We start from the raw sequence: 23,785 nt of genomic DNA on the forward strand, positions 1-23,785 counted from the left end.
CGAGTTTTCTTGGTTAACTATTACCCTTCATCAATGATATCTAACAGCCTGACAACGTGACGGGTGGCATCGTAACCAGGATTCGCAATGATGTGCCTATGCACTCCTGTCATTACCCTTACGGTCTGCATACCCAGCTTATTGAGGTTGACAAAATCCTTGGCCGGGTTGTCACCAATGTACAGCATATCTTGCCAGTCGCAGCCTTCGGCCTTTTTTATTAGCTCAAAACAATGCGTTGATGGTTTAGCATGCTGTATGCCGAAGCGGTGAGTGATAAATACTCGTTTGAATAGCGGGCCGATGCCGAGGGCATCAACTTTGTTCTGCTGAACGATTTTATGCCCGTCAGTGACCAGGTAGAGTGGCTTAGGGAGTTCGTTTAGCAGGGCAAGATGCGCTTCGGGCATCTTTAGACTGGGTTTATGCAGCCGATAGCTGCGCACGCAGGCCTGAATATTGCCTTTTTTTGCCAATGAATGTGCCGCCAGCCAGTCATCAAAAATGCGCCCACGTCCTTGGCTGTCAAGTAGGTCAATCAGTCTGGTAAAGCTTTGTGTACTGTCCAGACCCCAGCGCTGCTGTGCCATGTTTGCCACGGCCCTAAAACCGCTTTCAACATATTGGCGTTCGTCGTACAGCGTATCGTCTAAATCAAAAATATAAATCATAGATAATGGTCGCTCGCATGGCGCACCTGGCGGATGGGCTGTGAGGCAGAGGTAAAGGGGAACGCAGTCAGGTCATAGCCAAGGCTTTCGGCCAGACTCCAGTAAAGGCTGTCTAGCCCCGCGCGGATCCCTAAGGTGGAGGCGCCGCCAAAACGGCTGTTACACTCAATGACATTCAGCCCGCCGTCGTTATCTATAATGGCTTGTAATACCACAGGTCCACTTAGCTTGAGTTGTTCCAGCAGAGCGCGAATGGAGCTATCGAACCGGGGCAAACTTACGGTGCAGCTAATCTGCGATTCGCCATGCACGACCTTTTCGCGGTAGCGGCAAATATGGCCTTTCAATTTATGGTCTCGGCTAAGCCAAGCATCAATACTGATTTCCTGCCCTTTTACGAAGGGTTGAAATATCGGGTGGTTTAGCTGCTGCGCATGCTGTAGTGCTTGGCTGTGGCTTAAGTCCAAGCCTAAAGACTGACTGCCTGCGCCAAAACGCTCTTTCACGACTAACCGTTTGGCTGATAGGTCATCCGCTCTGCGACTGGCCGGAATGATCAGTCCGTCAAAGTCTGTGGTGAGTTGTGCGAAGGTGAGCTTGTCCAGGCACAGCGAAATGGCCTCAGTAGGGGCTGTGAGTATTTCAATGCCATGCTGGCGAAAATACGCATTGTATTTAGCCCAGAATAGTAGCTCACCATCTCTGCTTGGCAGAATGTGGCTGATATTGAGTCTTTGACAGCCGCGCAAAATATTATCGAGTTGCGATTCTTCGGTTGCCGGCATGGCCCAAAATTCATCCGCAAGGTATCGGCAAATAACCTGCTCGGATCTATCCGCTGCGACTACTGTGCCTGAGGGATCCAGCTTCTTTACCGCCGTATCCAGAGCCTTGAGCAAAGGCACCTTGGCTCCGGCACTGCAGAGCAGTACACGTAAACTCATGTTGCGTGGCCCGCTAATAGGTACTTGCAGACTTGTGCTTTCATGTCTTCCACTGGTAACTGTGCACGACGGTTTTGATATTCAGTAATCTTTGTACCTTGCTTGGGCTCTTTCCAGTTGCCATACATAAAGGTTAGAAAGTTCTCAGCGTTGGCAGGAATGTAAAATAACTGGCCTAGAAAGAGAACCTCATCATAGCGGGCGAAGTGTTCGGCGGGGCCGAAGAACAAACCTGAAGAGGATACTAATTCGGAATGTTTGCCTTGCTGTCGACGCATTTGCAGGCTTAAGTCAAACGGCACAAAGTCAGCTCCCGGTCTGGGGCTGAATTCGATGTTAATACAGCAGTCTTCACCATTTACCTTGAGCATGAGTATTTGCCAGTCGAGCTGGGTTTGCTCGGGGAGCTGGGCAAAGAAGGCGGGGATACAGCGGGTCAGTTTGGCAAATTCAGTCTCATCTACAGCTAAATCAATATCATCATCCCAAGGGATAAAATCTTGATGGCGGATGGCGCCAAGTAATGTGCCTGAATCCAGACAGGCGGAGATCCCTTGGGTTTTGAGAAAGCCGTTCAGGCGAGTTAACAATTTATGTCCCAGGGCCAGCGTCGGCGGATGTTGGAAAGGCAAAGCTGCTTTGACCTGCTGTTTGGCGGGTACCTCTATCAAATTGTCTGCAATGCCTATTTCTTCAACTAATTGGGTACGGATAGCATCGGCCCATTGGCTGGTAATTATCACTCTATCAAATGTCAGCGTACTTATTGCTTGGGGCGAAAAAACAGTTTTACCCAGATATGTGGAGCCCTGACGGGTGGGATCATTGTCTACAAAACCTACAACCTCCAACTCAGGATGTTGGTTTAAGAAGCATTCTCCAGCCTTGCTGGCCCCAAACAGCAGTACGGGCATGGTTAGATTAACTCCCAACTCATCGGGGTGCCTTTTGGCGCATCGACTTTCACCACTTTGCCCAGCAGCAGCGGAAGATATTTGGGGGCAAGGCCCAGTCCCGGTCGCACAGAGCGCAGATTCTTCTCTGTTAAGATATCCCCGGCTTTGACGTCTTCGGCAATATACAAGGAACGACGATGGACTCTGGATGCCAGTTCCTTGTCCGTACAGCCGTAATAGACTTTGCCAAGTGCTGTCCAGGCCCGCTCGGTTTCCTCTACTAACATTTTGACTTCATGGGGTTCCAGGGAAAACTCAGCGTCGACTTCTCCTCCGTTTCTATCCAGTACGAAGTGCTTTTCCACTACGGTCGCGCCTAGCGCAACGGCAGCCACGGCAACGCCCACCCCAGGGGTGTGATCAGATAAGCCTACCTGGCAGTTAAATAGCTCGGCCAGATGAGGAATGGTGCGAAGGTTGGCATCCACAGGCCGGGCGGGATAATTACTGGTGCATTTTAGCAGGATAAGATCTTTACAGCCGGCGGCTCGCAATACATCCACCGACTCGGCTAATTCTGTCTGACTGGCCATGCCAGTTGACACGATCACTGGTTTGCCGGTTTTTGCCACGGCGGCTAACAGTGCATGGTCGATGTTTTCAAACGAGGCAATCTTGTAACAGGGGACGTTGAGACTTTCCAGAAAATCAACCGCAGTCAGATCAAATGGCGTGCTAAACGCAACTAACCCTTTACTGCTGGCATAATCAAACAATTCCTGATGCCATTCCCAAGGCGTCATGGCTTCCTGATACAGGTTATAGAGCGAATTTCCCTGCCAGAGACTATTGGGATCAGCGATAAAAAACTCGCGTTCATGCACATCCAGAGTGATGGTATCCGGTGTATAGGTTTGCAATTTGAGCGCATGAGCCCCTGCTTTTGCGGCGGCATCAATGAGCGCTTTGGCTTTTTCGATAGACTGGCCGTGATTGCCTGACATTTCAGCAATGATAAAAGGCGGGTGGTCTGAACCAACCTGATGGTGACCTATAGTAATACTAGCCATTCATACCTCTGATGGTTCTCTCGATTTCTGCTACCGCATATTGGGTGCCAGCATTGGCTGGCACTATTTTATTGGCGGCACGTGACATCATCTCTAACTGGTCAGGCAAAGTAAGATACTTCTCCAACTGTGACGCCAAGTAGTTAACACTCATCTCTTCAGCATCACCCAACCAAACACATGCCCCTTGTTCTGCAAGATAACGGGTGGTGGCGACCTGATTGTCGGCTACGGTAACTACCAGGCCGGGTAGTGCACAGATGCACCTTTCCCAGTGACTGGTCCCGCCGCTACCCAGCATTAGGCTTGCATGGTGCATTAAGTTAGCAATGTAATCACACTGCACATGCAGTGCTATGTTGGTTTGTTGGGCCAACTGCAATGCTATCTGCTCTCGCCATGGATTGCTGGCACCAATTACAATATCGGCGCGAATACCACAGAGCTTTAGTTGCAATAAGGCATCAATTGCCATGCCGGTCAGGTTCTGTGCATCACTACCACCAAAGCTAATCAGTATTCGGTTAAGTTGTCTTGCTGGTGCCGGCAGATAAAATTCTTCGCGCAGCAGCGCAAAACGCGGCCCAAGCAATAACTGGCATTTCGCAGATACGAGATTGGTGTAGCGAGATTGCGCATCAGGTAGCAGATTTTGATCAAGCAAGATATCGCAATCGTGCAAGCGATTAGCCAGATCGTCAATCACCATGATATAGCGGCATTGGCTGCGCATGACACGACAGTACTTGGCTCCTAGATTGTAATGGTCAAGGATCAATAAGTCGTAGTGCTTATCAAGACCTTGCAGACTGGCAGAGGCGTCTTGCTGCTCGTTAAATGGTACCGTGGCAGGCAACATCCGCAGTTTAAACCCCCGGGCAGTAATCATTTCTCCCAGGTGGCCTGTTTCAGCGCGACAAATAAAGGTGATATCGGCAGAGGAACTTAAGCGTGCCGCCAAGGCCAGACAGCGCATTACATGTCCACTGCCTATATCGACAGAACTATCAACCCTGAACAGGATCTTCAAAGATAGCCCTCTTGTTTCAGTAGCTTGTAAAGCAGCTCGGCTCTCTTCCAATCGTCCAATGTATCAATATCCTGAACCAGATAGTCGGGTAGAACGAGCATTTGTGAGCTCGGGCTAAAGATGCGTTTATTCAGATCCAACCACGTGCTGAAGTGGCCCCAGTAAAGTTGCCCCGCGTCATGAAAGGCAGGAGGAAGGTCCTGAGAGCGCTTACCTATACTAACCGGGTCAAAGGGCGTCACACCGCCTGATTCTGTCTGCAGAATAGCCCGTTGGATTGGAAAGGAAAAACGCGCTGCAGCAAACACATAATCGGCATTGCCTGATACTCGCTGCTGGTATGCTTGTGCGATGAGACGCTGAGATAGCAGCGGTGCTGTTGCATAGACACAAGCAACATAGTTGAGCGGCCAGTTAAGCTTCAGGAGTTCCTCGATGCAGTGTCTGACAACCGGGCTGGTTCCTACATAATCATCTGCTAACTGTGGCGGGCGTAAAAAAGGAACCTCGGCACCATAGCGTATTGCAACGTCGGCGATTTCCTGATCATCTGTGGAAACGACAACTTTGTCCACCACGCCGCTTTCAAGGGCCGAGGTAATAGAATGGGCAAGCATAGGCTTACCGCAGAAATCTTTAATGTTTTTACGAGGAATGCGCTTGCTGCCTCCTCGGGCCGGAATTACAACAATATTCATTACATATATCCTGCCGGGTAATGCCTGGGTAACGGATTAGTCATGTTATAGCTTATCGGCCTTGCACAATAAAACCTCACTGACAACTTAAGTCATCCCTTTGGCAAAGGTTGGCGGTAACTTAAACAGCGTAGCCAGTTGTTGTTGCCAACAGTGTTGAGCAGCGATTATTTGTTGCGCGGCGGCACGCTGCTCTGCATAAGTGTCGTCATCTATCTCTATGGATACAGATGAGACATCGATACACCCTAGAGGGAATGTTTGATTCACGTAGGGCGTATGGAAGGTGAGTACCAAGGTGCCTAACGAAAGAGGATAAATTACCCGCTCATGCAGTCCACGTTCAAAACCTGGGGAGTTATGTAGCACGTAGCGGGCTTTAGCCATAGTTTCTAGTAAAGCGGTGAAATCCATCGCGGGTAGGTATTGGTGTGCTGGCGCAATTGCTTGATATTGATGCGAGTCTCTGCCAATAACCTGCAACACCAGACCTTGCTTCTGGCATTGCTGTAAACAGGTCTCGCGCTGTTTGGCGCGAAGGTAACTGTCAACAGTTACGCACACTCTCAGTACTTCCTCATTCAATGGCAAGGTTGCTTTTCGGGTGGCAAGAGGGAGTACCCCTAGCATTTGCATAAATCGGGTGACTGACTGACTTTGTTCCACCCATTTTCCAATTTGTTGCCAGTAAGGCTCGAGTGCCTGCCGGTGACGAACTGAGTCCATAAAGGAAATTGGAAACACAATATCGTCATTTTTATTGGATACAGGGGTTACTGGAAGCCGTGAAAATTGCTGTTTGCCAATGGCATGAGGGAAGTAGACGGCGTTAAATCCGCATAGCTGTGAAAATGCTACATGTTCCTCATCAACACATAAGACAACGACATTCAAACCAATAAAACGCTTTAGCAGATGCAAAGGATGGTCAACACAGAAGACATAGGCTGGCTGACGTTTTAGGTAATCAGGAACGGATAATCCCGCGTATTCCAGGTGCAGCCCCATGCCATTGAAACTAATGACCTGATCATACTCTTCTAGCGGTAAAAGTTGTGGGAAGTCTCTTTGCACACTTTGTTCTGATTCAACCGACAATGTATCGCTGTCAACGCCTGCTGCCTGCAAGTCTTCGCGCATGCCTGCCAGAAAATGACTGACAACACCATATTGGTTCTGTCCAGTGATAAAGAGTACGCGCATAAAATTCCTGTTCCGTTTTTTTGTTATTGCTTGTCATCCTGTTTATCGGATACAGCGCAACTCAAAGCCAATAGACTTTACGTATGAAATTTGTCGATAAAGGTATGGTTTGATATATCTTCGCTTTATTTGATTGCTTACTTTCCCACCACCCCTCTGCTATTCTTAATGCTGAGGTTTGAGGGGGGCTTATGTTAGAGATTAACAGTACCAAATCCAATGCGTCTTTGCTGCAACAGGTTCAGCAGAAGCAGAATTCGCTGTTTGAAAAACTGGCTTCGGGTAAGCGGGTAAACAGCGCGGCTGATGATGCAGCGGCCCAGCAGATTATTGATCGTTTGACGTCACAAACATCCGGTGTTCGTCAGGCTTATAACAATGCCTATGACGGCGTGTCTTTAGCACAGGTTGCTGAAGGCGGTTTGTCAGGTATCAGCAATGATGTAAATCGTATCAGAGAACTGTCGGTGCAGGCTGGTAGCGGCATTCTGACGGATGCTGATCGTAAAGCCCTGCAAAAAGAAGTGTCTCAGTTGCAGGACAATATTAAACAAACCATTGAGCAGACCGAGTTCGCTGGTAAACCACTGTTGTCTGGCGAAGGTAATGTGGATTTTCTGGTCGGCGCGAACGCTGGCCAATCTATCAGTGTCGGCACTAAAGATATTGCTGGTGGTTTAAGTGATGTGCTGAATATTGATATTAGCACTGCCCAAGGTGCTGCCGATGCGCTGGAAACAGCGGATAATGCGGTGGATTATGTTGGTGCGGCGAGGGCTGATTTGGGAGCGACCCAGAATCAGTTTGAAAGTGCAGCACGCAATCTGGCTAACACCGAAGTGAATGTGCAGGCGGCTAAAAGCCGTTTACAAGATTTAGATTATGCACAGGGCACGGCTGATAAAGCGGCCAACGATATATTGAGTCAGGCATCTATTGCTGTGCAGTCACAGGCTAATCAGCAAAAAGGCCAGGTCTTAGCACTGTTAGGCTGAAAGCTTTCGTAATTAAAAAACGCCGCAATTGCGGCGTTTTTTGTCAAGTATATCGCTTTTTACTTCTTCACTATGCCCGCTAGCTTTCCTTCATTTAACACCAACAATGCAGTGATGTTATTCTGTTCCATTAGCATAAAGGCGTCTGCCATCTTAGCGCTGATATCTATGCTCTTAGGGTTGAGTGTCATCATTTGCGCGGCATTTAGGTCGAAAACGTCCTTTTTATGGCGGGTAAAACCACGGCGTATATCGCCATCGGTAATAATCCCATAGCCTTGTTCTGTCTCGACAATGGCAATACCGAGTTGGCCACTGCTAATTGCGTCTACTACTTCAGCAAAACTGGCAGATAGGCTAACTAAAGGTAGCGGAGTGCTAACCATTTCATCCTGTACTCTGGAAAGCAGGCGTCGCCCAAGGCTGCCTCCAGGGTGGAATCGGGCAAATTCTTCGGGTTTAAAATCCCTGGCTTTCATTAAGGTGACGGCCAATGCGTCTCCCATCGCCAGTGTTGCTGTGGTTGAGGCTGTGGGGGCGAGTTGTAAGGGACAGGCTTCTTTTTCTACGCTGACATTCAACACAGCATTTGAGGCTTTGGCCAGACTAGAGGTGATTCCACCTGTCATACCAATAAGGAAATTACCGTTCTCTTTCAGAAAAGACAGTAGCTTCAACACTTCTTCTGTTTCACCAGAGTTGGAGATAGCAATAAAAATATCTTCCTTGGCAATCATACCCAGGTCGCCGTGATAGGCTTCGCCTGGGTGCATAAAAAAGCTCGGCGTGCCTGTACTGGCCAAGGTTGCTGCTATCTTTCTGCCAATTTGCCCTGATTTACCCATACCGCAAACCACTACACGTCCTTTGGCTTGCAAAATGGTTTCAACCGCTAGGTTGAATTGTGAGTCTAGGCGCGTGGAGAGCTGGCTTACAGCCTGGGCTTCAATATCAAATACGTCTTTGGCAATTTCTAAGTAATTCAATGCAGGGATCCTGTTTGGGCAAACCGCTGGCTGATGGGCGTTATTTTGACGAAAGCTTAGCGGCTTGTCGAATATACTAGAAACGGCCAAATGAGCGGAGTTCACAAAGATTCTGTGTCGCGGCTACATTGTGTGATGTACTCTGGTGTTGGCTGCCAGCCTTGCCGTTGCTATTCTGGATATAGCTAAAGCCATCTTAGCTAGCATTTGCTGCAGGTGGTACTGTTGAACATTAGATTCATGGCCCCCGAAACAACCATTCCAGGTGAATTATTGTGCGCTTCTTAAGCGCTTGATCGTAAACCTGAATCTCTCAGGTTGCCATTGATTGGGTAATGGTTAAAATCCATAGATAGATGACAGAATCTTGGCTGATTAATTTGCCGTTCTGCACACTCTCGTTTGGCTATGATTTAGTTAGCCAAGTTTAATGTTTCGCGTGGGTTGTCCGCAACTTTGAGGTCGCTAAGGTATGAGTAAAATTCTGATTATCAGTGGGCTAGAGGCTCGCCGGATAAGTCTTCAGACGGTACTCACCTTTATGGGCGAACATTGCGTTTGTTCATTGCCTGAACAGAGTATTGACTACCTAGCCAAAGATGGGCCTTACGCCTGCGTATTGTTGGACGCTGACTGTGGCGAGCTTAACGATACGTTATTGCGACAGTTTCCTGCTCAGCCATTTGTAATGGTCGGCAGCGACGGCCATGAACATCAAGGTAACCTGGTTGGTATATTGCCAGAGCCCGTTACTTATCCACAACTGACGCAAATGTTGCATCGTTGCCAGGAGTATTTGCAAAGACGCCCTGCACCTGTCGGCTCTGTACAGAACAAAACCAAGTTGTTTCGTAGCCTCATTGGTAAGAGTGCCGGTGTTCAGTTAGTGCGCCATATGATTGAACAGGTCGCGCCAACTGACGCTAATGTGCTGGTGTTGGGGGAGTCAGGTACAGGTAAGGAAGTGGTGGCACGTAACGTCCATTATTTGTCAAACCGTCGTGATGGACCATTTATCCCCGTCAACTGTGGTGCCATACCTGGCGAATTGCTGGAAAGTGAACTTTTTGGCCATGAAAAAGGTGCCTTCACCGGCGCAGTAAGCGCTAGAAAAGGTCGGTTTGAGCTGGCCGAAGGCGGCACATTATTTTTGGATGAGATCGGCGATATGCCACTGCAGATGCAGGTTAAGCTATTGCGGGTTCTTCAAGAACGCAGCTATGAACGTGTTGGCGGTACCAAGCCCATTCAGTGCGATGTACGTGTGATTGCGGCCACACACCGTGATTTGGAAGGCATGATCACTGAAGGTAAGTTCCGCGAGGATTTGTATTACCGATTGAATGTGTTTCCTATCGACAGCCCGCCGCTCAGGGAGCGCAAAGAAGACATCCCCTTATTGCTTCAGGAATTAGTTTCCCGGGCGTTAAGTGAGTCTGGACGCTCCATTCGCTTTACCGAAGGGGCTTTAAAATCACTGATGGAGCACCACTGGGCGGGAAATGTCCGTGAATTGTCGAATCTAGTAGAGCGATTACTTATCCTGTTTCCCGATAAAGTTGTGGATGTAGGTGATCTTCCACATAAGTATCAGCATCTTCAAGCCGACAGCTATGAGCCTGATTATCCTGAAGAATTATTGGAACGTGAGGCTATTAACGAATTGTTCGGCGGCTACGTCGAAGAGGACGATGAAGAGGCCGACAATAATGAGTTTGCCAGTGCGTCTGCACCGGATTGCGAGCTCAATGGACAATCTCAGGCATTACCAGAGCAGGGGTTAAACCTTAAGGAATATCTGGCCGAGTTGGAGGTTAGCCTGATTACTCAAGCCTTGGAGCAGCAAGAATGGGTTGTCGCTCGGGCCGCCGAAGTGCTTGGCATGCGTCGTACGACTTTAGTGGAAAAAATGCGCAAGTACGGGATGAACAAAGGCGACGAGTGAAGGTTTCACCTTCAATAACGAGGTTCTGAGTTTTCATCTGCAGCGAGCCGCTATCCAGCTTGGCGCTTGCTTTTGCACAGGCTAAGCTGTTGGCTTTGTTAATATTAAGCGAGGCAACAACATGGCACGAATCCTGGCCTTCTCCGGCAGTAGTCGCAAAGATTCCTATAATCAAAAACTTGTTGGTGTTGCTGCAAAGGCTGCAGAACAAGCGGGGGCGCAAGTTACCCTGATTAATCTCGGCGATTTCCCTATGCCTATTTACAATCAGGATTTGCAGAATGAGCAGGGGTTTCCAACATCGGCGTTGGCGTTTAAACAGCTATTACTAGAGCATGACGGGCTGCTAATAGCCTCTCCTGAATACAACAGTGCATTCAGTCCCCTTCTTAAAAATGCTATTGATTGGGCATCTCGTGCCAGCGATCCTAATGAAGCGCCATTAAGTGCTTATCGCGGTAAAACCGCCGCAATTATGTCTTGTGCGCCTGGGGCCCTTGGTGGCCTGCGCGGGCTGGGCTTTTTGCGTATGTTGCTACAAAACATTGGCGTAATGGTTGTGCCGAATCAGCGTGCTATAGGGCTGGCGGGCTCAGCCTTTGATGAGCATGGTCAGTTGAAGGATGCTGAGCAGCACAAGGCAATTACACGTCTGGCTGAAGAATTAGTAAAGATAACGGATAAGCTTGCCAGTCCTTAACTGGTGAGCTTTGGGAGAATGAAATGCAAGAGCAGTCGTTGATTCATGCGTTGTTACTGGACGGGCAGGGGGGCGCTAGCGAACTTGACTGGCAAGCCGTTAAACGGTGGCAACCTGAAGACGGCATTCTCTGGGTGCATCTGGATTACAGTCAGCCCGAGAGTATTCAGTATCTGGAACAAGATTCCGGGGTCAATCCCATTGTGTGTGATGCTTTGCTCACAGGGGAAACCCGACCAAGAACTATCCGGGTTGAAAATGGATTACTGCTCGCTTTGCGTGGGGTGAATTTGAATCCTGGCGCCGACCCTGATGATATGGTCTCGGTGCGGCTATGGGTGGAGCAGGGACGAATTATTAGTACCAGAAAGCGTCGCTTATTGTCGGTTACCGATGTGGCTAACGCGCTAAAGGCCGGAGAAGGGCCTGCCAGTGCTGATGAAGTACTGGCGAGTATTCTGTCGAGACTGGTAGTTCGAATGTCAGACACGGTTGATTATTTTGAAGAGCAGGTCGCTGATTTTGAAGAGCAGGCGCTGGAGCAACAAAATGCCCAAATGCGCGCAGACCTTGGTCGTGTGCGCCGGCAGATCATTTCCCTGCGCCGCTACTTGGCCCCGCAAAGAGAGGCCATTTCACAGCTGTTGTTAGATAGGTTTGAGTGGATTGGCCGTGATGTTCGCCTGAGCTTTCAGGAGACCTTGGATAGCTTAATGCGCCATGTGGAAGATTTGGATGCAGTGCGCGAAAGGGCGGCGGTTACCCAGGAAGAGATTGGTAATCAACTGGCTGAGCAGATGAACAGCAGAATGTATGTGCTGTCTATTGTTGCCGCATTTTTCCTGCCCTTGGGTTTTCTTACCGGGTTGCTTGGCATTAATGTGGGAGGAATACCAGGTGCCGAGAATCCGTTAGGCTTTGGCGTATTTATTGGCTTGTTGATTCTGGTCTGTGCTCTGCAGGTTGTTTGGTTTAAGCGAAAAGGCTGGTTGTAGACGCAGAATTTTAACAATTTATCTACAGGGCTATTGAGTTTTTAGCCCTTTGCTCCATATTAAGGGTATGAGCATTTTTCGGTACCGCCACGTGCGTCAAGCTGTTTACCGGCCTCCTTATTTCAGTCTCCTTGCGACCGCATTCTGCTTGTTGGCATGTTGGTTAGGCAGTGCAGCAAGTATTGCGCAGCCTATATCCGATTCTTCTCTTGTTACGGCTAATCAGTACACTGATAGTCAGTATTTGCAAACCGAACTGGACAAAGACGAACCCAGCCTGGTTGGGGCTTTGTCTGCAGTTAAGGTGATCAATCAGGCCTATCTGTTTGTTCCTTCCAGAGTCTCTGACTTTTACGTCGATACTGTTGGGTTACCACAACCCAGAGCGCCTCCTCAGGCAAGCTGAACCTTAAAAACCGTCCCGCATCGCCTATACTTATAACCTCGGTTTCTTTGCGAGCGGGCTAGCTATGTTCAGTTTGTTGGAGAATCCAAATGACAAATAAAATGTTGAAAACATTGGCGTTAGGCCAAGTAACCCAGTTTTGTACCACCGAAAGTGTTGAACCCTTAAGCCTGGATAGTGCCGCGACTAAAGTGGTGACAGATTTTACCCGCCGCAGTCCGCAGTTAATCGACAAAGACGTTTCTGTGGATCAGGCTTTGTTTATGAAGAAAAAAGGCCATGTGAAGTCGAAGTTGGTCGTGGATGGTGATCAACAGTTTTTGGGTATTGTCAGCTTTGCGGATCTTAACAGCCGTAAAATCTTGATGATTGCCAATCAACGCCAGCAGGACAGAAATGAACTGACAGTGGAAGATGTGATGGTACCGCGTAGTGAGTTGCATGGTATTCGCTACGAACAACTCAAAAATGCCACCATTGCTGATCTGATAGATACGCTGCGCAGCTTGGGGGAACAGCATATATTGTTGACTGATGAACAGAGCCGCTTGCGAGGGCTAATTTCTTCCAGTGATATTGCCCGTGCACTGCATATTCCGCTGGATATCAGCCTCAAGGCGAGTAGTTTCAGAGATATCTTTAACGTGTTGCATGAGCACAGTGAGCTAGTCTGATTCACGTCCTACACCGAGAGTCAGCAGGCGCCCCCCGCGCCTGCTGAAATTCCTCTTAACCTAAGGCCCTCTGGGCCTGTCAATCCCTTGCGTAATCGGCTAAAATCCGGCTCCTTTGTAAGCAAGATTTATTAGCTGATTTATGTTTGAAATCAATCCGGTAAAAAACGCCTTGGCGGATGTCCGGGAGCGCACTAACGCGCTCAGGGGGTATCTTTGACTTCGATAGCAAGCAAGAACGCTTAGAAGAAGTCAATCGTGAGCTCGAAAGTCCCGACGTCTGGAATGAACCCGAGCGGGCGCAAGCCTTAGGCAAAGAAAAGGTTGCTCTGGAAAAAGTCGTCGAGACAATCTTGGCTTTGGATAACGGGGCTGAAGATGTGGATGGTTTGCTGGAACTGGCGGTAGAAGCCGAAGACCAGGAAACCTTTGACGAAGCCCAGGCTGAGCTTGAGCAACTGATCGCAAAATTGGAAGACCTTGAATTCCGCCGCATGTTCTCTGGCCCTAATGATGCCAATGACTGTTATCTGGATATTCAGTCAGGTTCCGGCGGTACCGAAGCGCAGGATTGGGCCAACATCATGCTGCGTATGTACCTGCGCTGGGGTGAAGAACATGGCTTCAAGACAGAACTTATTGAAGTGTCTGAAGGTGAAGTCGCTGGTATAAAAAGCGCCACTATTCGTTTCCAAGGTGAATACGCCTTTGGCTGGCTACGTACCGAAACTGGCGTACACCGTTTAGTGCGAAAGTCGCCCTTTGACTCTGGCAACCGCCGCCACACGTCTTTCGCCTCCGCCTTCGTGTATCCGGAAATTGATGACGATATCGAAATTGAATTGAATCCGGCCGATTTGCGCATTGATACCTATCGCGCCTCAGGTGCCGGTGGTCAGCACGTTAACCGAACCGACTCTGCGGTACGTATTACCCATGTTCCCAGCGGTATCGTGGTGCAGTGTCAAAATGACCGTTCTCAGCATAAGAATAAAGATCAGGCCTTTAAGCAGTTAAAAGCCAAACTGTATGAAATGGAACTGATGAAGCAAAACGAGCAGAAGCAAGCCATGGAAGACGGTAAGTCAGATATCGGCTGGGGGAGTCAGATTCGTTCCTATGTGTTGGATGACTCTCGCATTAAAGACCTTCGTACCGGGGTGGAAACGCGCAATACCCAGGCCGTACTGGACGGTGGTTTAGACAAATTTATCCAGGCCAGCCTTAAATCTGGTCTGTAAACGCAATCAGTAATCAGGAACAACGCAGATGACAGACATTCAACAAGATGAGAACAAATTGATTGCGGAACGCCGGGGCAAGCTGGCAGAGATTCGCAGCAATTGTCCGGCTAACGGCCATCCTAATGAATTCCGCCGTGAACATTATAGCCAGGATCTTGAGGATGCCTTTGGCGACAAGGACAAAGAAGAACTGGAAAGCCTGAATCATCAGGTCAGTGTTGCTGGTCGTATATTGGCTAAACGTGGCCCCTTCCTGCTCCTGCAGGATATGAAAGGCCGTATCCAGGCTTATGCTAGCAAAGAAACCCAGCAGGATATCAAACAGCGCTACGGTACGCTGGATATCGGTGACATCATCGGGGTAAAAGGCGCACTGCATAAATCCGGCAAAGGCGACTTGTATGTGGATATGGCCGACTACCAGTTGCTGACCAAATCACTGCGTCCGTTGCCTGAGAAATTTCATGGTCTGGCCGATCAGGAAACGAAGTACCGCCAGCGTTATGTTGACCTGATCATGAGTCAGCAAACCCGTGATACTTTCAAAGTGCGTAGCAAGATTATCAATGGCATCCGTAAATTCCTGACCGAAAGGGACTTTATGGAAGTGGAAACGCCCATGCTGCAGGTTATTCCTGGTGGTGCATCGGCTAAACCTTTTGTAACTCACCACAATGCGTTGGATATCGAAATGTATCTGCGTATCGCCCCGGAGCTTTATCTGAAGCGCTTGGTGGTGGGCGGTTTTGAGCGCGTGTTCGAGATAAACCGTAACTTCCGTAACGAAGGTTTGTCGACCCGTCACAATCCGGAATTCACCATGATCGAGTTCTACCAGGCATATGCGGATTACCATGACCTGATGGATCTGACCGAAGATATGCTGCGCACCCTGGCGCAGGACGTGCTGGGCACCACAGAAGTGATCAATACGGTGCGCGATGCAGATGGTAATGTGCTGCAGGAGAAACGCTATGATTTCGCTCAGCCCTTTACCCGTCTGAGCATGGGCGATGCCATTCTTAAATATTGGCCAGAAGCTGATGAAGCGGCGATTCGCGATCCGGAAAATAACCTGGATGCAATGAAGGCCATGGCGAAAAAGCTGCATATTAAAGAGCCGGAAGTAGATGGTATCTGGGGGGCTGGTAAATACCTGTGCGAGATTTTTGAAGCCACTGCTGAAGAGCAGTTGGATCAACCGACCTTTATTACCGAGTATCCCTGGGAAGTGTCGCCACTGGCGCGTCGTAATGACAATAATCCATTCATTACCGACCGCTTTGAGTTCTTTGTTGGTGGCCGTGAACTAGCCAACGGTTTCTCTGAGCTGAATGATGCCGAGGATCAGGCTGCCCGTTTCCGCAAGCAAGTGGAAGAGAAAGAAGCCGGTGACGATGAAGCCATGCACTATGATGATGACTATATCCGGGCATTGGAATATGGTTTACCACCAACGGCAGGTGAGGGAATCGGTATTGACCGTCTGGTAATGCTGTTTACCGACAGCCCCAGTATTAAAGACGTAATACTGTTCCCGCATATGCGTCCACAAGCCGCAGAATAAAAACAAAAAAGCCGGGCGATGCCCGGCTTTTCTTTTGCCCTAATCTTAGGGCGGTAAGCTTGTGTATTAATGGTCGTGGCCGCAACCGCCTTCACCATGCACGTGGCCATGGGCCAGTTCCTCTTCTGTGGCGTCACGGACAGCAAGGACTTCCACATCGAATTTCAGGGTAACGCCGGACAATGGGTGGTTGCCATCTACAACAACTTCATCATCAGTAATATCAATAATCATCACGGACTGCTCACCATCATCTGTGGTGGCGCGAAACTGCATACCAACTTCCACATCCATGCCTTCGAACATATTCTTGGGGACCAACTGGATCAGTTCATCGTGGCGCTCACCGTATGCATCCGCCGGAGCGACTTCTGTGACAAACTTATCACCTGCTACTTTACCTACCAGGGCATCTTCCAGGCCTTTTATCAAAAAATGCTGTCCGTGCAGAAAGCTCATGGGCTTACCATCGCGAGAAGAGTCGATTTGAACATCCTCTTTGGTGCTGACGGTGTAGTGCATGGTCACGACTTTATTTGGAGCAATTTGCATGGATAGATAGCCTTAATTTTCAAGTGAATAGGGTAGGGGCTGAACCTCGAAGATGGCGTCCGGGTGTGCTTTACTGCGCAGCAGAGCACCTTGCTGTGTGTCATTGGGCAACACGGCCATCAACCAGGTTTCCTCGCTTAAGGTGGCACAGCTTAACACAGTCCCTCCTCGACGCCAGTTTTCCTCTAACTGGACTTCCAATGTCTCTCCGGCCTCCAATTGGATGCTATGAGAGCATCTCAGAATATAAGCCGCTCGCTTATTTTTTCCTAAATAACGAGTACGCGCCACGGTTTCCTGGCCTATGTAGCAGCCTTTGGTAAAACTGATTGCATCCAGTGCCTGCATATTCAGCATTTGTGGCACATATTCATTGCTGGTGGCACTGGCAAGGCTGGGTAAGCCAGCCTGAATATCCAAGGCTTGCCATAATGTGGATGAATGATGATGTCCTTGCATAGCGTCTGTTAAATGTGTTGCATTCGATTCATTCGCGCCTACTAGATAACGAACTGATGGGAAATCATAGCGTATAACCAGTAACCCTTCAGTTTGTGTATAGCTCAAATGTTCTTGAGGTAATGGCTGAGATAGGGCTTGTAGGTATGACTCAAAAACGGCGCCTGCACCACCAAACCAGCGTAGTTCATTTGCTTGCCAATTTACTTTAGAAAAGACCGCGTACTTTTTTAACTCTGGTAGCGACTTTTCAATTGCCTGGCTATCTCCCAGTAAAATCAACGAATCGGGTAATACAATAGTTTGATAAATCGCCCAGGCCTTGCCTTTAGCATCACAATGGCAGGCACGCATTACTTTGCCTGGTGTTTGCTTACCCAGATCGTTGGTAAGCTGACCTTGTAAGTACTTAAGCCGTTCCTCCCCGCTTACTTGAATTTCGCTAAGCTGAGGTAACTCCACCAGGTAGGTGTCGGGAAACACACCCGCATTAGGTAAAGAGAGGGGCATCGCTGACATAGTGATCCTGCCTTGTTTGTCTGGTCTCTGATCATGGGGATTAAGCTAAACTGAAACAAGATCAAGTCAGTGAATTGGGTTAATATAGCGGCCTACTCAAGTTGTCTTAGAGAGGGCAGGATGTTTACCATGCAAAGAGTTAACCGTATCCGCTGGGCGTGCCGGCGCGGTATGTTGGAGTTGGATGTGTTGTTCCAACCTTTCTTCGATGAGGCCTTTAGTGATTTGACGGATGACGACAAGGAAACCTTTGAGCGTCTGCTGACTTGTGATGATCCTGACTTGTTTGCCTGGGTAATGGGCCATCAGCAATGTGAAGATCCTATGCTGGCGGCCATGGTGGAGACCATTGTGAGCCGTGTCAAAGTATAGAATAGAGATTAGCCGTTCAAATTTACGCATTGTTTTATTGTTAGTGCTTTATTGCCTGCTGATTGCTTCTGTATGGTTGTGGCAGCCAAGCGTGTTGCCCTGGCAGACGGTTTGGCAGATGTTGGTTAGTCTGGTACTGCTTGGGTTATTCTACCGACAGGTACAAATGCGACCAGAGTGGGGCGTGGCTAATGTTTCGGAGCGGGGGGAGTGGCAGTGGTTAAACAACCACAGTGTGCCTATGCAGATCACCTCCGATAGCCGCGCAACATCTTGGTTACTTTTTATTTGTTTGCAGGATGTATTGGATAGTAAGCAGCACCGGTACCTATGTATATTTCGCGATGCTGTGTCTGAGGCTGATTATCGACGTTTGTGTCGTATACTCAGTCAGGGTATCTCATAGCGTACGGAGAGTCGTTGATGAATATCATAGAGTTCACCCCAGAATCTTTGCCTAAAGTGCCGGCGATGTTGCTGCGTGCCGCGGTGAAGTCAGGCCAACAGGCCCCAGCACCACAACTGCCGCAATTGGTATTGCGCTGTGACGGCTTAACCGCTGACTCCGAAAAGCTGGACGAATACCATGACCTGTTAGTCTGGCATCGAGACGATGTTCATCCTGCCTGGTTACATTGTCTTGCACTACCGCTGCATCTAGGGTTGTTGCTGGATAAGGGGTTTCCCTTCAAGGTAATGGGATTGGTGCATATGGAGAACCATATTCGCCAGTATCGGCCGGTTAGCCGTCATGAAAAACTCTCTATTAGTTGCAGGTTCGATAAACTCAGGCGTCACCGCTTGGGGTGGCAATTCTCTTTATTAACGGATGTGCAGGTTGGTACTGAATTAGTTTGGCAAGGACGAAGTGTCAGTCTGGTTCGCCAGGGGGATTTACCTAAGCGTAATCTGCCGTCAACCTCTGCAAACTTGCCCGATGGCGAACATTGGCATTTAGATGCCAACCTTGGTAGGCAATATGCCAAGGTGTCCGGGGACTATAATCCTATCCATTTATATCCCTGGTCGGCGAGGTTTTTTGGCTTTAAATCTCAGATTATTCATGGCATGTGGAGCAAGGCTCGCTGCATCACCGCGTTGGCACCAGTGTTGGGCGGCGCATTTGAATTGGGCGTGAGTTTTCGTAAGCCGGTATTTTTGCCCTGCGACGTGAGCTTTCATCAGCAGAACGATGTGGATGCAGGCACTTTTACTTTGGGTTCAATGGATGGCAAAGATTTACACTTAAGCGGTAAATATCAAAGCCACCCATTGGCTCCACTGAATTAGAGAGCGGGCTTCAGCGCTATCTTTTTTGATAGCGTTGAGGATACAAAACCGAAGGCAGTGGGGTGTCCTGTAAATCCGGATAATCCAGGTTGTAATGTAACCCTCTGCTTTCTTTCCTTTGCATGGCGCATCTAACAATCAACTCGGATACGGTGAGCAAGTTTCGTAGCTCCAAGAGGTTGTTACTAACCCGGAAATTACTGTAATACTCATCAACTTCCTGTTTTAGTAATTCAATGCGCCTTAAAGCTCGCTCTAGTCGCTTGTTGGTACGTACTATGCCCACGTAGTCCCACATAAAAAGTCGCAATTCATGCCAGTTATGCTGAATAACCACTTCTTCGTCTGAGTTACTCACCTTGCTTTCATCCCAAGGTAAAATGTCTTCCTTTTCGTCGGCCTGATCCAGTCTTTGCATAATATGGGTGGCAGCCGCTCTCGCAAACACGACACACTCAAGCAGGGAGTTGCTGGCCATACGATTTGCGCCATGCAGACCGGTGTAAGCCACTTCGCCGATGGCATACAAATTATCCAAATCAGTGCGGGCATCGAAATCTGTCATTACCCCTCCACAGCTGTAATGGGCGGCAGGCACGATGGGGATAGGCTCCCTAGTAATATCTATTCCCAGTGAGCGGCACTTACGATAGATAGTGGGGAAATGCTTAATGATAAAGTCTGCGGGCTTATGTCTGATATCCAGATACATACAGTCAGCACCCAGGCGTTTCATTTCGTAATCTATGGCTCTTGCTACTACATCTCTGGGGGCAAGCTCAGCCAGTTCATGAAACTTATGCATAAAGCGTGTGCCATCGGCATGAGTCAGATAAGCGCCTTCGCCGCGCAGGGCTTCGGTGATCAGGAAGTTTCTTGCCTGGGGATGGTACAAACAAGTGGGGTGGAACTGGTTAAACTCCATATTTGCCACCCGGCATCCCGCCCGCCAGGCCATGGCAATACCATCACCACTAGACACATCAGGATTAGATGTATATTGATAAACCTTGCTGGCGCCGCCAGTGGCAAGTGCTACAAAGCGGCTTCTTACCACTTCTACACGCTCTAGATTTCGATTCCAGGTGTAGGCTCCCAGCACTTTATTGGGAGCGAGGCGACTTCGAATTAGATCTACCGCGTTGTAGCGCTCAAACACTTCAATGTTGGGATGGTTACGCACAGCATCAATCAGCGTGGTTTGCACCGCTTTACCTGTTGCATCTGCCGCGTGCAAAATTCGCCGATGGCTATGACCACCCTCACGAGTTAAATGGAAGCGTGCCTCTCCTTGAGCGTCGGTTTCCTGATCAAAGGGCACGCCAAAGTTAATCAACCACTCCATGGCTTGTTTGGCATTACCTGCCGTAAACTCTACCGCGGCACGATCACATAAGCCGGCACCGGCTATCATGGTATCTTCCACATGTGAGTCGATAGAGTCGGTTTCATCGAAAACAGCTGCTATGCCACCTTGGGCATACATGGTCGAACCCTCACCGATACTGCTTTTACTGAGTACAATGATGCGACATTTCTGGGCCATTTTAAGTGCCAGGCTGAGCCCTGCTGCGCCGCTGCCGATGATTAAAAGATCACATTGATGTTCAACCGCTTGATGCATGGAGTAAACTGTTCAGGTTCTATTTCGTTTAGGCATGATACTATCTTATTGGTTTGGTATGAATTCCTGTATGGAGCAGACTGTTTTCCGGTGCTTAGGATGGGCTTGAAAAGTGTGATTTAGCGCATATTTTGAAAAAACTTGTCATAAGCTTGAAATAATTTCGAACTTTTTTTCAGACTGACAGTCTATTTAGGTGCTTGCGAGAGCCAAGGCATCAGAAAAGCGGTTCAATAGGGGATGTGGCTCGGATGAGCGAGCAATTTACAGATCAACAATTGGTTGAGAAAGTACAACAGGGCGACAAAAACGCGTTTAATTTTTTGGTCATCAAGTACCAACATAAAGTTGCCCATTTGGTGTCCCGATACGTCAAGAACACCGGAGATGTCGCTGATGTGACGCAGGAAGCCTTTATTAAGGCCTATAGAGCGTTACCTAGCTTTCGCGGTGAAAGTGCTTTTTACACTTGGTTGTATCGGATCGCGGTAAACAGCGCGAAGAATTACTTGGTGGCTCAAGGTAGGAAGCCACCGGCTAACGATGTGGATGCAGAGGAAGCCGATTTTTACGACGGCAGTGATGCGCTTAAAGAGAATGCGTCTCCAGAGCGCAAGCTGATGTCGGAGCAAATGGAAAAATTGTTGTTTGACACTGTTGATAAGCTGCCTGAAGATTTGCGTATGGCTATCACCTTGCGTGAATTAGAAGGGCTAAGCTATGAAGAGATTGCAACCGTAATGGATTGCCCTGTTGGCACTGTACGGTCGCGAATCTTCAGAGCTCGGGAAGCTATCGATAAAGTGATTCAACCCCTGTTACAGAAATAGCTGACACTGAAGTTAAGTGCCACGTTAATCAGGAACTTTGTTTGATGAAGCAGCAAAAACTAGAAAACCTTTCAGCCATGGTAGACGGTGAGCAGTCTCTTGAAGAACTGCAGCTTGATGCCCATGCTGAGGGGGAACTGGTCGAAAAATGGCGTAGCTATCACTTGATTCGTGATGGTTTGCGAAAAGAACTGCCTCCCGAGTTGAACTTTGATATCAGTAGTAAAGTATCGGCAGCGTTGGAAAACGAGCCCACTATATTGGCACCACGCAAGCGTTTGCATGACCTGCCTGTCATCGGCCATGTTATCCCTCTGGTTCGCCAGGGCGGGCAGTTTGCCTTAGCTGCGTCTGTAGCCGTTGCCATGATTTTAGGTGTGCAGCAGTTTAATCAGCCTAAGCCTGAACAGCCTTTTAGTTCTGCACCTGCATTAGCTATTCCGGGTATGCAACAAGGTGGCCTGTCCCCTGTTAGTTTGGAACAGACCCGCCCTTTGCCTCAAACTGATGCGCTGGAGCAGAAACGTCGCATCAATGCTTACCTGACTGACCATGAGAGACAAATGCGTTTGAAGGCTATTCAGCAAGGTAAAGAACACCAGCAGACATCCCAACCAGAGTCGCAGCAGAAGTAATATGCGGCGATGGTTGTGGTGCGTAGTTTTTAGTTGTTTTTCGGTCGTAGCCCAACCTGACGATAGCGCTCAAGCCTGGATGGATAAAATGGCTGCGGCGCTTAAACAGCTCAATTATCAAATTTCCTTTGTATTGGTTCAACCTAATGGCGGTTTCGAGCCTTATCTATGGCGTCATGCTATAGAGGATGGTGTTGAAGTTGAGCATTTGAGTTTGCAAAATGGCCCCGGTCGGGAGATTGTGCGAATCGGCGACTTGGTCAGCTATTTTGAGCCTAACGTTCCTGCTTATTCTATTCGTTCCACGTCAATAAACGGTCCCTTGCCGGTTACCTTGTTTCGTCAGCCTGAACTTCTAAATAACAGTTATGACTTCGTGGTGGTGGGACGTAGTCGAGTAGCAGGGCGCTCTGCCCAGCAAATTCGTATTGTCAGTAAAGACCGCAGTCGTTATGGCTACAATCTTTGGTTAGATCAAGATACCGGGCTGTTGCTCAAATTAGATATGATGAATCTTCAGGGCGAACCGCTAGAGCAGGTGCAGGTGACGTCTTTGCATGTTACCCCTGAGCCGGACGAATATTTCTCACGTATCGAAGCTGAGAAGATGCCTGATGTTGTGTTGTTAAATGAGGCCGAACCTGTACCTGGTCATTGGAAGGTTAATTGGCTACCTGCCGGCATGGTCGAAGTTCGCAGGGATATGCACAGACTGCCATTGACCGGAAAGATGGTGGATTACATTATGCTCAGCGACGGTTTGATTGACGTGTCGTTGTATTTGCAGGCGGTTGAACCTGGGGCATCTGAGAATGGCTGGTTGAAGTACGGGGCCAATACCTTGTTGTCTTTACAGAAAGGGCCACTAGAAATCACTGTAGTCGGCAAGCTGCCACCTCAAACGGCGAATGCCATTGCTAACTCAGTTCAGTATATTGAGGCACCGCAGTGATTGAAGAGCTTGGCGTGATTAAGGCGGTTGATCAGGATCATATCTGGGTCGAAACCCAAATCAAAACCACCTGTGGGGGCTGCAGTGTCAATCAGGATTGCGGAACTGGTGTGGTAGCCAGAGGGTTATCTTCGAAGAGCCAGTTATTGATTTTCCGCTGCGACAAACCCGCGAGAATTGGTCAGCAGGTAAAGCTGGGGATACCTGAGGAAGACTTGCTTGGTGCCTCGGCCTTGATGTATTTACTACCCTTAGTGATTTTGCTGGTTAGTGTTGCTTTGGGCAGTGCATTGCTCCCTCAGGTAGGCCTTGAGCATGAACTCTGGAGCGCATTGTTCGCCGGTATGTTTACCGGGGTAGGCTTTTGGCAAATTCGCCGCTATTTGCAAAGTGCCAAACGTTCCCAGTATCAACCTCGTTTACTGGAATTGCTTCCCTACCGTGGCCAATCTCTGGATGTGGTTCAGGTAAGCGGCCAGTAGCCAGGTTCCCCTACTTTAAGTCTCGTCTTTTCACTAGTTCAACCCC

26 protein-coding genes are annotated in these 23,785 nt (G+C 48.8%); 15 read left to right on the forward strand and 11 right to left on the reverse strand.

What is annotated here, in order from left to right; genetic code table 11:
• Positions 1 to 20: 20 nt before the first annotated feature.
• From KJY73_RS04875 to KJY73_RS04905, 7 genes are all read right to left on the reverse strand, one after another.
• Entirely contained in the window at positions 21 to 671 is a 651-nt protein-coding gene (locus tag KJY73_RS04875) for an HAD family hydrolase (RefSeq protein ID WP_214340808.1), read from the reverse strand.
• On the reverse strand, positions 668 to 1,615 hold the full coding sequence (locus KJY73_RS04880; RefSeq protein WP_214340810.1) for an ATP-grasp domain-containing protein: 948 nt from the start codon (positions 1,613 to 1,615) through the stop codon (positions 668 to 670). The genes KJY73_RS04875 and KJY73_RS04880 overlap by 4 nt, the downstream gene beginning before the upstream one ends.
• The gene (locus tag KJY73_RS04885) at positions 1,612 to 2,529 is read right to left on the reverse strand and encodes a LicD family protein (RefSeq protein ID WP_214340813.1); all 918 of its coding nucleotides are present in this window, start codon (positions 2,527 to 2,529) and stop codon (positions 1,612 to 1,614) included. The genes KJY73_RS04880 and KJY73_RS04885 overlap by 4 nt, the downstream gene beginning before the upstream one ends.
• Positions 2,530 to 2,531: 2 nt before the next feature.
• Positions 2,532 to 3,581, reverse strand: coding sequence for a pseudaminic acid synthase (pseI, locus tag KJY73_RS04890; protein WP_214340815.1), 1,050 nt, complete (start codon positions 3,579 to 3,581; stop codon positions 2,532 to 2,534).
• Positions 3,574 to 4,611 carry a UDP-2,4-diacetamido-2,4,6-trideoxy-beta-L-altropyranose hydrolase gene (gene pseG, locus KJY73_RS04895; RefSeq protein ID WP_214340817.1) on the reverse strand — a complete coding sequence of 346 codons (1,038 nt, stop codon included), beginning with the start codon at positions 4,609 to 4,611 and terminating at the stop codon, positions 3,574 to 3,576. Before pseG ends, pseI begins: the two co-directional genes overlap by 8 nt.
• Positions 4,608 to 5,309, reverse strand: coding sequence for a pseudaminic acid cytidylyltransferase (pseF, locus tag KJY73_RS04900; RefSeq protein WP_214340819.1), 702 nt, complete (start codon positions 5,307 to 5,309; stop codon positions 4,608 to 4,610). Before pseF ends, pseG begins: the two co-directional genes overlap by 4 nt.
• Positions 5,310 to 5,396: 87 nt before the next feature.
• A complete protein-coding gene (locus KJY73_RS04905) occupies positions 5,397 to 6,512 on the reverse strand; it encodes a hypothetical protein (protein ID WP_214340820.1) in 1,116 nt (371 codons plus the stop codon).
• Between the two features lie 191 nt (positions 6,513 to 6,703).
• Here KJY73_RS04905 and KJY73_RS04910 point away from each other — a divergent pair, with 191 nt between their 5' ends.
• Positions 6,704 to 7,507 carry a flagellin N-terminal helical domain-containing protein gene (locus KJY73_RS04910; protein WP_214340822.1) on the forward strand — a complete coding sequence of 268 codons (804 nt, stop codon included), beginning with the start codon at positions 6,704 to 6,706 and terminating at the stop codon, positions 7,505 to 7,507.
• 59 nt (positions 7,508 to 7,566) lie between these two features.
• On the opposite strand, the gene KJY73_RS04915 is transcribed toward KJY73_RS04910, so the two are convergent.
• Entirely contained in the window at positions 7,567 to 8,493 is a 927-nt protein-coding gene (locus KJY73_RS04915; RefSeq protein WP_214340824.1) for a KpsF/GutQ family sugar-phosphate isomerase, read from the reverse strand.
• Between the two features lie 472 nt (positions 8,494 to 8,965).
• On the opposite strand from KJY73_RS04915, the gene KJY73_RS04920 reads away from it, so the two are divergent.
• The 7 genes from KJY73_RS04920 to lysS all read left to right on the forward strand — a co-directional run bounded on the left by KJY73_RS04920 (position 8,966) and on the right by lysS (position 16,024).
• Positions 8,966 to 10,438: a sigma-54 dependent transcriptional regulator gene (locus KJY73_RS04920; RefSeq protein WP_214340825.1), complete on the forward strand. Its 1,473-nt coding sequence runs from the start codon at positions 8,966 to 8,968 to the stop codon at positions 10,436 to 10,438.
• Positions 10,439 to 10,559: 121 nt separating this feature from the next.
• Positions 10,560 to 11,138: an NADPH-dependent FMN reductase gene (locus tag KJY73_RS04925; protein WP_214340827.1), complete on the forward strand. Its 579-nt coding sequence runs from the start codon at positions 10,560 to 10,562 to the stop codon at positions 11,136 to 11,138.
• Between the two features lie 23 nt (positions 11,139 to 11,161).
• Positions 11,162 to 12,133 (forward strand): zinc transporter ZntB, encoded by a 972-nt coding sequence (locus KJY73_RS04930; protein ID WP_214340829.1) that lies wholly within the window; start codon positions 11,162 to 11,164, stop codon positions 12,131 to 12,133.
• A gap of 91 nt (positions 12,134 to 12,224) precedes the next feature.
• Entirely contained in the window at positions 12,225 to 12,539 is a 315-nt protein-coding gene (locus KJY73_RS04935; RefSeq protein WP_214340831.1) for a hypothetical protein, read from the forward strand.
• Between the two features lie 89 nt (positions 12,540 to 12,628).
• Positions 12,629 to 13,213, forward strand: a complete 585-nt coding sequence (locus tag KJY73_RS04940; protein ID WP_214340833.1) for a CBS domain-containing protein — start codon at positions 12,629 to 12,631, stop codon at positions 13,211 to 13,213.
• Between the two features lie 142 nt (positions 13,214 to 13,355).
• Positions 13,356 to 14,454 (forward strand): peptide chain release factor 2 gene (gene prfB, locus KJY73_RS04945; protein ID WP_214340835.1). Its coding sequence is split into 2 segments (ribosomal slippage): positions 13,356 to 13,430 and positions 13,432 to 14,454, totalling 1,098 coding nucleotides; the frame shifts between segments, so codons are not numbered across the junction.
• Positions 14,455 to 14,482: 28 nt separating this feature from the next.
• The gene (gene lysS, locus KJY73_RS04950; protein WP_214340837.1) at positions 14,483 to 16,024 is read left to right on the forward strand and encodes a lysine--tRNA ligase; all 1,542 of its coding nucleotides are present in this window, start codon (positions 14,483 to 14,485) and stop codon (positions 16,022 to 16,024) included.
• A 66-nt stretch (positions 16,025 to 16,090) separates the two neighbouring features.
• Here lysS and KJY73_RS04955 read toward each other — a convergent pair whose 3' ends face one another.
• Together KJY73_RS04955 and ygfZ are read right to left on the reverse strand one after the other, a co-directional pair.
• Positions 16,091 to 16,576, reverse strand: coding sequence for an FKBP-type peptidyl-prolyl cis-trans isomerase (locus KJY73_RS04955; RefSeq protein WP_214340839.1), 486 nt, complete (start codon positions 16,574 to 16,576; stop codon positions 16,091 to 16,093).
• 12 nt (positions 16,577 to 16,588) lie between these two features.
• Entirely contained in the window at positions 16,589 to 17,554 is a 966-nt protein-coding gene (gene ygfZ, locus KJY73_RS04960; RefSeq protein ID WP_214340841.1) for a tRNA-modifying protein YgfZ, read from the reverse strand.
• A gap of 120 nt (positions 17,555 to 17,674) precedes the next feature.
• Between ygfZ and KJY73_RS04965 the strand changes: the two genes are divergently transcribed.
• Genes KJY73_RS04965 through KJY73_RS04975 form a run of 3 tightly spaced genes read left to right on the forward strand, consistent with a single transcriptional unit; the run spans position 17,675 to position 19,216 of the window.
• A complete protein-coding gene (locus KJY73_RS04965) occupies positions 17,675 to 17,926 on the forward strand; it encodes an FAD assembly factor SdhE (protein WP_206592721.1) in 252 nt (83 codons plus the stop codon).
• The gene (locus KJY73_RS04970; protein ID WP_214340842.1) at positions 17,913 to 18,332 is read left to right on the forward strand and encodes a protein YgfX; all 420 of its coding nucleotides are present in this window, start codon (positions 17,913 to 17,915) and stop codon (positions 18,330 to 18,332) included. Before KJY73_RS04965 ends, KJY73_RS04970 begins: the two co-directional genes overlap by 14 nt.
• A gap of 17 nt (positions 18,333 to 18,349) precedes the next feature.
• A complete protein-coding gene (locus KJY73_RS04975) occupies positions 18,350 to 19,216 on the forward strand; it encodes a MaoC family dehydratase (RefSeq protein ID WP_214340843.1) in 867 nt (288 codons plus the stop codon).
• Positions 19,217 to 19,232: 16 nt separating this feature from the next.
• Here the strand turns inward: KJY73_RS04975 and nadB are convergent, their stop codons facing one another.
• Entirely contained in the window at positions 19,233 to 20,840 is a 1,608-nt protein-coding gene (nadB, locus tag KJY73_RS04980; protein WP_214340845.1) for an L-aspartate oxidase, read from the reverse strand.
• Positions 20,841 to 21,091: 251 nt separating this feature from the next.
• Here nadB and rpoE point away from each other — a divergent pair, with 251 nt between their 5' ends.
• Genes rpoE through KJY73_RS05000 form a run of 4 tightly spaced genes read left to right on the forward strand, consistent with a single transcriptional unit; the run spans position 21,092 to position 23,739 of the window.
• Positions 21,092 to 21,670, forward strand: a complete 579-nt coding sequence (gene rpoE, locus KJY73_RS04985; RefSeq protein ID WP_214340846.1) for an RNA polymerase sigma factor RpoE — start codon at positions 21,092 to 21,094, stop codon at positions 21,668 to 21,670.
• A 44-nt stretch (positions 21,671 to 21,714) separates the two neighbouring features.
• Entirely contained in the window at positions 21,715 to 22,305 is a 591-nt protein-coding gene (locus KJY73_RS04990; RefSeq protein ID WP_214340847.1) for a sigma-E factor negative regulatory protein, read from the forward strand.
• 1 nt (position 22,306) lies between these two features.
• The gene (locus KJY73_RS04995; protein WP_232848394.1) at positions 22,307 to 23,257 is read left to right on the forward strand and encodes a MucB/RseB C-terminal domain-containing protein; all 951 of its coding nucleotides are present in this window, start codon (positions 22,307 to 22,309) and stop codon (positions 23,255 to 23,257) included.
• Entirely contained in the window at positions 23,254 to 23,739 is a 486-nt protein-coding gene (locus KJY73_RS05000; protein ID WP_206592728.1) for a SoxR reducing system RseC family protein, read from the forward strand. The genes KJY73_RS04995 and KJY73_RS05000 overlap by 4 nt, the downstream gene beginning before the upstream one ends.
• The last annotated feature ends 46 nt before the right edge of the window (positions 23,740 to 23,785 follow it).

This window comes from Bowmanella yangjiangensis (assembly GCF_018531185.1).
Taxonomy (GTDB): domain Bacteria; phylum Pseudomonadota; class Gammaproteobacteria; order Enterobacterales; family Alteromonadaceae; genus Bowmanella; species Bowmanella yangjiangensis.